Source organism: Cysteiniphilum marinum (assembly GCF_014857925.1).
GTDB lineage: Bacteria > Pseudomonadota > Gammaproteobacteria > Francisellales > Francisellaceae > Caedibacter > Caedibacter marinus.
This window is the reverse complement of record NZ_JACYVZ010000032.1, coordinates 21997-32417: the sequence shown is the minus strand read 5'-3', so window position 1 is coordinate 32417 and position 10421 is coordinate 21997. Positions and strand designations below refer to the sequence as shown.

Sequence of the window (10421 nt, the reverse complement as noted above, 5' to 3'; positions counted from 1 at the left end):
AGTTTTGTATCATGGTTAAGTTTCGCAGCAAACTCAGATAAAGCTCATGACATATTGCTGCAGGCGATCATAAAAAACAAGGTGGGGAATAGACCAGGACGGATTGAGCCTCGAGCTGTTAAAAAGCGCCCCAAAGCATTTAGGCGACTTAATAAAAGCAGGGAGTTGGAAAGAGCTGAAATAATTAACAGGATGCAGAAAAATGCCAATAAAAAAGATTCATCTGCCGCTTAAGGTAGTGCCATTAGTGTAGACCCAGCTTGGCTGAACTCGACCACTGATATAGCGCTTAGGCAACCAGCTAGGAGAAATGTATGCAGATAATCCTTTGAAAATAACCATCACTTCACTACTTTCTTCTACGTTTTTGTGTAACGGATTTCCTCGAGCAATATGAGTCTTTAATACCCCAAGCTTAAAACCATGCCTGTTTAAAGTGAAAGGTAGATGATCTGCACTCAATCCGTTACTGCCATAGACGGTTAAAGCACCCAAAGGGTTTTGTTCTATCAGGTCATGCAAAATGGTGACTCGATTTTCTTCAAATATTTTTTGTATATACATTGAACGATCTCTATAATGTTTTTTGCGAAGGCAGAGGCATGCTGTGCTCTTGTTCGACCGATTCTCGCTGTGCTCGTTTATTTTTACTCAAATCTGCTAATCCCATACCATTCAGAATGCCTTGAGACTTAGTATATTTGATATTTTCATAGCTAATCACTTCAATATGATTCCCCCAAGGGTCTAAAAAACCAAAAAATCTGCCAGGCAAAGGTTCAATGTTAAATTGTCTTAGTGCCTCGCGAACCTTTTCTCTATCATCAACTACAAATCCAAAATGACCTGGTTTATGTGCTTTCTCACCATAGCCACAGGTAAATGCAATAAACTGATCACCTAATTCAATAGAGCCTTCTTTTTCTGATAACGGTCCATGGTTAATATGCATAAGCGAACCATAAAATGCGATTGCTTCATTAATATTACCAACTTCAATAGAGACATGATTGATCCCTACAGCTCTTGCTTTCTCTGTCATAACTACCTCTTTAATCAACTTATCTGAATTTCAATTTTTCTAAAACAATATCAAGTGCCGAAATAAACTGTTCACAGTGTTCAATTTGTGAAACTGTTACCCGTAACCAACCTTTTAAATTACTTTGTTCAAATGGGCGTCTGATTAAAATCCCCTGATCTTTGAATAATTGTTCTATATCTTTTGAATCATACTTAGAGAACTGTATCAACATAAAATTTCCGTGGGTATCTTTGAAGGGCTGCTTTCTAGATGCCAGAGCACCTTTCATATAGTCTTTTGCCTGCTTCATCTTATCCTGAAATCTATCTAACACTTCAGGATGATCTAACTGCCACTCTGCCGCCCATGCTGATAACGCACTGACTTCGTATAATGGTCTAACTCTTGAAATATAGTCAATCAGGTTTTTTTCTCCAATTAAAAAGCCAACTCTGGCTCCAGCTAATCCATGAGCCTTTGAAAGTGTCTGAGCCAAAATAACATTTGGGAATTTCTTTATGATACCTAGGTTTGCGCTTTGCATCCCTTCAACATATAAGTAAGCTTCATCAATGAGCAGCAAAACACCCTTGTTATACAGCGCTTGAGCCAAATCATGCATTTGGGAATGAGATAAGCGCATACCAACAAAACCACTTGGATCTTCAACAATTACTAACTTCGTTGTCTCCTTAACTGAGCCAATCATAGTCTTCACGTCAGGCTTCCAATCTTCAGTGACTGGTATTGAAGATATTGATACGCCGGCATATTTTGAGTAATTTTCAAACATAAAATAGCAAGGGCTATGTAAAACAACATGATCTCCTTCCCTCAAACAAGCATCAAACAACACCTTAATCGCAAGATCTGATCCTGAACCTAGATAGATGTTGTGCTCTTCAACTCCAACCATATTGGCAATCTTTTTATATAAGGTATTTAATACTGGATAGTTACACAAGTGCTCTGGTTTTAATGAGTCACGAAATTCTTCAAAAAGATCATCATCCATTGGATGATGGTTCTCATTTTTATCTAGCATTAAATAGTTGGGACGCTCCTCTAGGTAGCTCCATAAACTTTCCCTCTTATTTTTAGCTACATACTCTTTGATCACAGATTTTAAATTGAACATTTATTATTTCCTTAATTTTCTACCTCTTCTGTCACTTGAAAAATTTGCTGGGTTAATTGTTGTGTCAAAGCAAGATATTCTTTGGGTTTTCCAGTTAACTTGTAGTCAGGACAGTAGAACTCAACATAGCCTTCAAGTTCAGCGTTGCTATATAGTGGATTAACTCTGGCTCCTTTAGAGGTCCATAATTGTAAGCCAAACACTTCTTTTGGCAATTCACTCTGCAATGGTAACTTAATCTGATTAATAACCCCTTGTTTGGCTTTCATAAATCCAACAGCAGCTAATCCAGACATATGATATTCAGGCACTAAAACTTCATTATACAGGTAAGAGCGAGAATGAAGTTCTAGCATGTTAACTCCAGTTATCTTTTCGAATATTTCAGGGATGCCACCACCTGGTGTGCGTGCATTTAACTCAAGTAGATAAATCTTTCCATTGTGATCTATCATAAACTCAACATGAGCTATACCATGTTCAACATTCAAGACTTCACATGCTTTTAGCGCCATCTGTTTTAACTTTTGATTATCGGACTCTATACTTGGTAAGGAGTGACCGATTTCAACAAAATGAGGTAACTGAGTTAGCTCTTTATCGGTTACAGCTAAAACTTGTCGTCCTGTTTTGCTATTGAGCACTTCAACCGAAAGCTCAATTCTAGCGTTAATAAATTGTTCGATCTGATAGTCGTTATTTGCTATGCCAAACTTGCTAGTATAGTTTTCCGTCGCTTGACGTAAGTTAACAAAAGCACTTGCAAGTTCATCTTTATTTGATACGTAAGTTACACCTTCACTGCCTCCTGCATTTGTCGGTTTAACTACTGCAGGAAAAGGAAACCCTTCAGCAAGGATCAGTAGCTGTTCAAGGTTATTAAAATGGGCAAACTTTGGAACATTCAGTCCATTCCGTTGTGCAGCTTTACGCATTTCAAACTTGTTTCGAGTTAGTGTAAGAGCTAACTCTGATAAATAATTTAAACCATAGTACTGAGCAATAAGCCCCCCTGGAGCTATCGTCATTTCCGTTAATGGAATAACAGCTCCTGGTTGCATTCCTTCGCGTTTTGCAAACGCCTGAACAGCAGCCAGCGCTTGTTCCATGTTCTCTGGATTTCCGTCAATTATTAAATCAGCATAACGATTCCCATTAACATATCCGCCAGGCAACATGACGGCTATTTTCATATTTGTTACTCTAGCTGTTGCAACAAGAGCACGGAATCTGTTTTTCTCTGTTCCCAGTAATAAACAGTACTTTGATGACATCAGTTTCTCCCTAAAAATTTTATAAGGTTTAAATTCGTACTATTCAATAAGTGCCAAAACGCGACAGGGGCTCCCTGAGCCACCGACAATGGGTAGTGGAGCGACTATAATCACTACACCTGTTGCAGGTAGCTTTGCTAAATTCTTTAGTTGAGTAAGACCATACTTAGCTGCTTTATGAAAGTACCAATGTACGGGATAGGGTTGTTCAAATTTTCCAGCTTGACCAGCATCGGTTCCAACAGTTTCCACCCCGATGCCAATAATAGGTGTTTGCTCAGCCAACCATTTTGCACAGGATTCACTTACTCCTGGGGTATAACCATGATTAAGAAAGCTATCAGCATCTAAATCATGGCTGTCCCAACCGGAACGGAATAATAACCAAGCACCTTCTGGTAAAGTCCCATGTATCTCACACCATTGTTCAACATGTTTACGTTCAAGTAAAAAATTAGGGTCTGTTACTTGCTCTGACATATCAACTACTACGGCAGGAGCGATCAAGTGTTTGCAAGGTACGCTTGAGACATCAATAGAATCTTTACCAGAAAACCAATGAACAGGAGCATCAAAATGAGTTCCTGTATGCTCAGACATCTGAATGTTATTCCAGTAAACCTCGTTGCCTTTCTCATCATATCGGCTGATTTTTTCCAACTTAAATGGCCATGGTTGCCCTCTATCAGGTGGCAAACGAATCACTGGTGTATTTGTTGATAATGGTGCTGTCAGGTCAAATACCTCAACCTTTCCTTGCATAAACTTTTCATAAATTGATGATGTCATCGTATTAAATCTCTTTATTCTCATTTTAGTCTTAGTAGACAGGCGTTGAATATTCAGATGATGAATTAGACATCACCTCATCTTCGTAGACAGCCTGTAACTTACGGGTAAGATTTCCTGGTTGTCCATCACCAACAAATTTATGATCGATACTGATCACGGGAATAATCTCTGAAAGTGTACCACAAATGAATACCTCATCAGCGAGGTACAGTTCTGTGCGATCAATCTCCCTGTATTCACATTCAATTGAAAGCTTATTATTTGCCATCCGTATAATACTATCTACCGTGATCCCTTCAAGTACACCTGATGATGCTGGTGGTGTAATTAAGCGATTATTCTTCACCATCATAATGCACGAGCCCGGAGCTTCAGCCACTGTGCCTCTCTGGTTTAAGAAAAATGCAGTGTCAAACCCATTCTGCATGGCTTCATGCTGTGCTAAACGGCTATTATGATAATTTGCACCAGTTTTAATCCTTGGTGGCATTGAATCATCACTAATGCGTCGCCAAGTGGAAAACGAAGCTGTCATTCCTGTGTCATAACGTGCAGATCTGGGCATAGAGAGAGCCGTAATATGCATGCCTGTATCTTCAGTATATATTAACGGATCATAGTTCTTCCCTATCGCGAAATAAGGTGAGATAACTAGATGTACATGTTGCTTAAAGTTATTTTTCCGTAGCAACTCAATACAAGATTCAGTAATTTCTTGATCTGAGAAAGTAATAGGCATATTAACACACTTCATAGAATCGCGAAGACGCTTAATATGCTCTTGTATCCTATATATATACATCTGCTGATGAGTAGTATTCCAATAAGCTCTTACTCCTTCAAAGACATTTGCTCCCCAGAAGGCTCCCTGTGTTCTGGCATGTAAAGTACAATTTTCCCAAGTAACGAATTCACCGTTCAACCATGCATATTCTGGTGTGATGTGAGTAGATAACATAAGATAACCTCCATTTATGATGCTTTGATGGAAAGAGTTGCAGAATTAGTTCCACTAACTTTTTCCAATATTGAAATCAAGGATGGTGCATTATCAAGAAAATAATGCCCTGCTAGATAGCCATCAGGACGGATAATAAACAATGAGTCTTGCTTGTATGTTAAGTTTTCAAAAAACAAAATATCATCGTAAGTAATATTGATAATATTCTCATCAATATTTTGTAAGGCATACCCCTTTGGAACCGCCGATACCAAACTAAAATACAAAGAATTATAAGTATGATTTTGCTTATTTAGATACAACTTTACTTTATCGGGAGTGGCGCAAAATAGAAAAACGAATCTCCCCCCAAAAAGTTTGCGTAATCGGCTTTTTTCTCCATCCATATAAATCAAAACATCCGGAGCAAAAGCGCCAACATAAGGCGTTCGATGGCTATAATCAATCAAGCTGGAAGACTCATAGGTAAAAGGCTTTGTCATTTTTCCATGATTTACTTGTTTACGGAGTGGTCTCCAAAATTCAGAGATTCGTAGCACTATGTCACGCCATAAGCGCTTCAACGAAGTTGGTGGAACCATGAACCTAATAGTAGCTTCTGTCAGTCTCAGATTTTCTTTTGCTGCGAGAAATCTTTCCTCATGATAAGTGTCTAGTAACTCATCACCTGCTATACCCTTTACCACAAGCCACAGTTTCCAAGCTAAGTTGTCTGCATCCTGGATGCCGCTGTTCATACCGCGAGAGCCATAAGGTGGAAATGAGTGAGCAGCATCACCAGCATAAAACAAGCGATTTAATCTGAACTGATCCACAACACGTTGATGAAAACGATAAGTGCTAATCCAATCGATCTGATATGGTATATTTCCTATGACAGCCCTGATACGTCTGTCAAGTTGACCATTTTCCTTTTCACCTTCAATGTCTGCATCTGGAGGCAATTGCCAATCGATACGCCATATATTATCAGGTTGAGGATGCATAACTAGTTGGCGACCTGGGTTAAAATTAGGATCAAAATGAAAGTGACGTTCTTTAGTTAAAGCAATATTGGCTTTGATATCAGTAATTAAAAAGCGATCTTTGTGAGTGTAGCCACTGAAGTTAACCCCTGTTAGATCGCGCAATGTACTTCTGACTCCATCACAGGAAATCACATAATCAAATTCTAAAACCTCATTTTCGGCACCGTGTTTGATTTCTAGCTTAACCTTATCTAGTTGCTGTGAATATCCAATCACTTCACTTGACCACCTAAGTTCGCATAGAGGATTTCTTTCCAATAGTTTGATAAGCTCTTGTTCAATCCGGTATTGGGAAATATTAATAAATTCACCATAACCAGGGCGTTCAGCATACTCTTGAGTGATCCGTTCAACATTTCGAATATATGTATGCGCAATCCGCCAGTGTATTCCCTCTTTAGCAATTTGTTCTCCACACCCTACTTTATCGAGTACTTCTAGTGCATCACCATGAATCAGGCAGGCTTTAGATCCTTTTTTAAGCAAATGAGGAGACTTATCCATCACGATACTGCCAATACCAAATGAGGCTAGTCGAGCGGATAAAGTTAGACCTACTGGACCGGCTCCCACGATAGCAATTCTTGCTTTAGAACTATTCATATTAATAACCTACACATCAAGCGAAGTGTCAAAGACTGGGATGTCTTTGGCAAAGGCTAAATAAGGAGTGCCCTCCGTGTAACCGGTGCCCGAGCCCTCTCCCAGCATCTTCATGGCAAGACCATAGTGAGTTTGCTTCCAACGTTTCATCGTAGTAGAAAAGCTCTTCATTGCTTGTTTGACTTCAATAAAATCCTTGCAGTCTAAGCGCCCACTATGTTGTGCTTGACGCAATGCTAGATCCAAGTTGTCAGAACTAATTAATAGCTTTTTTTGAACTTCGGGAACAGATCTGTAAGCAATTGAATGCAATCGCTCTTGATCTGGTTGCCTGCAAAGCGATTCGATGCGTTTGTAATTTCTAGATTGAATTGCACTTGCCCCTTCAGTATATTCACGGAACACCTTAAATGATTCAGCTCTCATAGTGGACAGCACATAGAAAAAACCAGTAACTTCTTTAATCTTTTGCTCGCAACTTTTAATTATCATGCTTGTCTGGTTAGGAGTCTTACTCAAAGACTCAATTGCAGCCCTAAGCCCAATTACAATCCAAGAAAAAGAATATTCAAACATTTGCAGAATCCGAATGAACATGTATTCATCATGAATGAGATAAACAGGTAAGTTAGTTTTCACCAACATCTGCTCATCGTTAGGTCTTTTCTTACTTTGAGTTGCGACAATAAAATTTTTGACCGATTCGATACAGTTATCTGTTTTCCTATAGATCAATCCCATCCTCTGAACGTATGGGCTCACAGCTTTTAGTGCTCTAGCACAACGCTTTTCAACCAATGCTTGCTCAGGTAATTGAAACCTAAGATTACGTTTAGGTTCCAATCCACCGAGTTCAAATTTAAGCAAGTCAGCTGTAAGCAATAACGTCATGTGGTTAATATAAGATTGTGCTTCTGTATATGCTTTAGTTTCAGTATGGTCGTTGGGCATATCTAAAAGATCAAGTGCCAGATAAGAACGATAGTCATAAGAGCCATCGTATTTATCTAACACAACCTTCAAAAAGCGCAGGGCATTCTCAGCATCGTCTGTGTTGAATGTTGCGCATTTTTTTCTTGCGACATTCAACAATTCTAAAAAATGATCAGGTACGAAATGCTTACCAGTCTTATGATACACACGGATAATATCCTCATATGGAAAGACTGCTTTATTTTCTTGAGCAATCCACAATAGAATTTTAAAGCTTGGATTAATTGTCATTTCGTCAAAATCACTGTAATCACAAAGCAGATTGGAATGATTTTGATATTCAAATTTTATCATATTCTGCATGGATATTTCTCCTTTTCATCGTACCCCTTTAAAAATTCTAAATTCAAGTCATAAATGTATAACTCGTCATAATTAAGTTGTTCCATTAGCTTTTGGTTTTGAAATAGTTACAAATCAAATTACATGCCTGCATGACTTCATTCGCTGTATTAAAGTGATGAAATGCAAGTCTAAGCATATTACCTCGCGGACTTGTTATAATTTTATGATGCCTTAAGTATGTGTCTAATGCTGGCACATTAGGAGCAAATAAAGCAACATGTGACGAAAATACCGTGCCGGGAATTTTTGCGATTGGTATACCACTTCTTTCCAACATGTCGATAGATATGTCTATTAAATGCTGAATATGTTTCCGACCTTGTTCAAAATCCAACTTCAAAAGTACAGTCATGGCAGCGCTAATAGAATATATAGAGGGAATAGCCGGAGTCCCAATTTCAAATCGTTTCGCATCATCAGGGAAATCTACCAGACATAAATCAAAAGCAAATGGTTTTTTGCGTCCTTGCCAACCAGTCAGCACCGGCTCAATCGTGTTATAAATACCGTCTTTCACATAAAGGAATGAAATACCTGGGAGACCTAACATGTACTTCATACTGCCGCAGATCAGATAATCACAACCTAATTCTCTAACATTAATTTTTTCAGCTCCCAATCCTTGGTAAGCATCAACCAACATGGGAATCTGCGCGCAACTGGTTAAATCAGATATCTGCTCAATCGGATATCGTCTGCCAGTTCGATAACTAGCTAAAGGTACTGAAACTAAACATGTATTGCTACCTAACTTGGCACATATATTAGCAACAAAACTATCATCAGTAACCTGACTTTCAACATAGTGTGTAACAAGCCCGCGACTTGCCTGCTGTAACCAAATGTGAGAAAGAGATGGAAACTCATCTCCCGAGCACAGGATTTGCATTCCAGCGCTAGAAGGTAATGTTGAAATTACCTGATAAGCCGCAATAGTCGCATTTGGTAAAATGGCTATTTGCGAAGCATCTGCGCCTATAAACTCAGCAAATAAACTTCTAGCTTGCTCGGTTTTATGTTCAAAATACACCCATGCCAAATCACTTTTAGTCATATCACTTAGCATTGTTTTCATCGCCTCATCAATAAATTGTGATCTAGGAGAAATGCTGCAACTAGCAAGATGGACAAGACCATCAAACCTGTCAAAATAATGCTTTCGGAATTCTTGAGGAGAGTACATAGTTACTACTAATAGCTGTTATTTGTCATTTTAGTACGCAACTCCCAAAGTTCAGGAAAAAATTGCTTGTTCATCAGCATTGTCAATTTTTCAACTGGTGTTCCTTTGGTTCCTATCGTGTTAAGTCCGATAGTTCTCATTGCAACCTTATAGTGCCTGCTACGCCATAAACTGACCATTTCATCCCAACTAACCATTTCTTCCATCAAAAAATATAAAGGAGACTTGTCTTCCTCTGTATAAATGTCCATTAAGTTGATGTCCATTGACTTAATAATCCGCACAAAGGTTTGGTGAAGTTCCTGACCCACTGATTGTAACCTCTGCCAACCTGGGGATTCGAAGCCGGAACCGTTACCAAGCGCAGGTCTAAGTTTCTGAAAATCATATGGCGTCATATATTTAAACATTTCCAGTTGTTTTGTGATCAAGCCAATTGGATAGCTAGAGCGTTCAATTAATACTCTTGCAGCAATAAAGTCTTTCTCAAATAATCTTTTTATCGCTTCAGCTAGTTCATTATTGCTTAGCTTTAGCCACAGTTCTGTCGATTGATGAACCACCTGAAACAATAATTCATCACGGTGTATCATGTTTTCTGGTGTTACTTGTAAGCTCAGTAATGTAGGAATGCACATATACTTTTCATAATCGCTTTTTCCCTCACCAAACAAAATACTTGTTGAATAATCTCTATTTCCCAACATTATACCTAGCCTTATAAAGCAACTTGAGCTGGTTGCTAGAGCCATATCTTTTTGAAGCAAATAGGTCTCCAGTAATACACTTGGAATGAACACGAACTTTCGGACAGACTTCAGAGTTTGCATGATTAAAAATTAATGTTACATCTTCGGTATTACTTGATACATTGCTGAAAGTGCAAAACTCTACATCCCCAGAGCGCCTTGAAATGGCTGCTCTCTGATTGATTCTACTTTCCATACCCCCCCTTATGCTTTATAGACAAGTCCTAATACGTATAAACATTTTAATATGCATCGAAATATAACTATATCCCTAAAAAGTAGTGATTTATTGAGATAAATAATCTGCCTTTAAGCTTATGGTGACCATTGT

Annotated in this window: 12 protein-coding genes; 1 reads left to right on the top strand and 11 read right to left on the bottom strand. The window is 38.5% G+C overall.

Annotated features, from left to right (window positions below; genetic code table 11):
• A partial coding sequence (locus tag IE867_RS14695) for a hypothetical protein (protein ID WP_225630041.1) occupies positions 1–234 on the top strand: 234 nt, incomplete at its 5' end.
• Here the strand turns inward: IE867_RS14695 and IE867_RS11630 are convergent.
• From IE867_RS11630 to IE867_RS15020, 11 genes are all read right to left on the bottom strand, one after another.
• Positions 220–564 carry an FMN-binding negative transcriptional regulator gene (locus tag IE867_RS11630; protein ID WP_192484887.1) on the bottom strand — a complete coding sequence of 115 codons (345 nt, stop codon included), beginning with the start codon at positions 562–564 and terminating at the stop codon, positions 220–222. The two genes, IE867_RS14695 and IE867_RS11630, sit on opposite strands and share 15 nt — an antisense overlap.
• A gap of 10 nt (positions 565–574) precedes the next feature.
• Complete coding sequence (locus IE867_RS11625) at positions 575–1042, bottom strand: VOC family protein (RefSeq protein ID WP_192484886.1); 468 nt, start codon at positions 1040–1042, stop codon at positions 575–577.
• Between the two features lie 19 nt (positions 1043–1061).
• Positions 1062–2162, bottom strand: a complete 1101-nt coding sequence (locus tag IE867_RS11620; RefSeq protein WP_192484885.1) for a pyridoxal phosphate-dependent aminotransferase — start codon at positions 2160–2162, stop codon at positions 1062–1064.
• A gap of 11 nt (positions 2163–2173) precedes the next feature.
• Positions 2174–3436, bottom strand: a complete 1263-nt coding sequence (locus tag IE867_RS11615) for an ATP-grasp domain-containing protein (protein ID WP_192484884.1) — start codon at positions 3434–3436, stop codon at positions 2174–2176.
• 39 nt (positions 3437–3475) lie between these two features.
• Entirely contained in the window at positions 3476–4198 is a 723-nt protein-coding gene (locus IE867_RS11610; protein ID WP_203250064.1) for a cyclase family protein, read from the bottom strand.
• 58 nt (positions 4199–4256) lie between these two features.
• Positions 4257–5186, bottom strand: a complete 930-nt coding sequence (gene ilvE / locus IE867_RS11605) for a branched-chain-amino-acid transaminase (RefSeq protein WP_192484883.1) — start codon at positions 5184–5186, stop codon at positions 4257–4259.
• A 14-nt stretch (positions 5187–5200) separates the two neighbouring features.
• Positions 5201–6820 (bottom strand): FAD-dependent monooxygenase, encoded by a 1620-nt coding sequence (locus IE867_RS11600; RefSeq protein ID WP_192484882.1) that lies wholly within the window; start codon positions 6818–6820, stop codon positions 5201–5203.
• 9 nt (positions 6821–6829) lie between these two features.
• Positions 6830–8116 carry a tryptophan 2,3-dioxygenase family protein gene (locus IE867_RS11595; protein WP_192484881.1) on the bottom strand — a complete coding sequence of 429 codons (1287 nt, stop codon included), beginning with the start codon at positions 8114–8116 and terminating at the stop codon, positions 6830–6832.
• Positions 8117–8201: 85 nt separating this feature from the next.
• A complete protein-coding gene (locus IE867_RS11590; RefSeq protein WP_192484880.1) occupies positions 8202–9341 on the bottom strand; it encodes an aminotransferase class V-fold PLP-dependent enzyme in 1140 nt (379 codons plus the stop codon).
• An 8-nt stretch (positions 9342–9349) separates the two neighbouring features.
• Complete coding sequence (locus IE867_RS11585) at positions 9350–10048, bottom strand: tryptophan 2,3-dioxygenase family protein (RefSeq protein WP_192484879.1); 699 nt, start codon at positions 10046–10048, stop codon at positions 9350–9352.
• On the bottom strand, positions 10035–10286 hold the full coding sequence (locus IE867_RS15020) for a GTP cyclohydrolase II (RefSeq protein ID WP_192484878.1): 252 nt from the start codon (positions 10284–10286) through the stop codon (positions 10035–10037). Before IE867_RS15020 ends, IE867_RS11585 begins: the two co-directional genes overlap by 14 nt.
• Positions 10287–10421 lie beyond the last annotated feature (135 nt).

Excerpts from the sequence above, each read along its gene's own strand:
- IE867_RS11630 (WP_192484887.1), bottom strand. The coding sequence starts at position 564 with ATGTATATACAAAAAATATTTGAAGAAAATCGAGTCACCATTTTGCAT.
- IE867_RS11625 (WP_192484886.1), bottom strand. The coding sequence starts at position 1,042 with ATGACAGAGAAAGCAAGAGCTGTAGGGATCAATCATGTCTCTATTGAA.
- ilvE (WP_192484883.1), bottom strand. The coding sequence starts at position 5,186 with ATGTTATCTACTCACATCACACCAGAATATGCATGGTTGAACGGTGAA.
- IE867_RS11610 (WP_203250064.1), bottom strand. The coding sequence starts at position 4,198 with ATGCAAGGAAAGGTTGAGGTATTTGACCTGACAGCACCATTATCAACA.
- IE867_RS11615 (WP_192484884.1), bottom strand. The coding sequence starts at position 3,436 with ATGTCATCAAAGTACTGTTTATTACTGGGAACAGAGAAAAACAGATTC.
- IE867_RS11585 (WP_192484879.1), bottom strand. The coding sequence starts at position 10,048 with ATGTTGGGAAATAGAGATTATTCAACAAGTATTTTGTTTGGTGAGGGA.
- IE867_RS15020 (WP_192484878.1), bottom strand. The coding sequence starts at position 10,286 with ATGGAAAGTAGAATCAATCAGAGAGCAGCCATTTCAAGGCGCTCTGGG.
- IE867_RS11590 (WP_192484880.1), bottom strand. The coding sequence starts at position 9,341 with ATGTACTCTCCTCAAGAATTCCGAAAGCATTATTTTGACAGGTTTGAT.
- IE867_RS11600 (WP_192484882.1), bottom strand. The coding sequence starts at position 6,820 with ATGAATAGTTCTAAAGCAAGAATTGCTATCGTGGGAGCCGGTCCAGTA.
- IE867_RS11620 (WP_192484885.1), bottom strand. The coding sequence starts at position 2,162 with ATGTTCAATTTAAAATCTGTGATCAAAGAGTATGTAGCTAAAAATAAG.
- IE867_RS11595 (WP_192484881.1), bottom strand. The coding sequence starts at position 8,116 with ATGCAGAATATGATAAAATTTGAATATCAAAATCATTCCAATCTGCTT.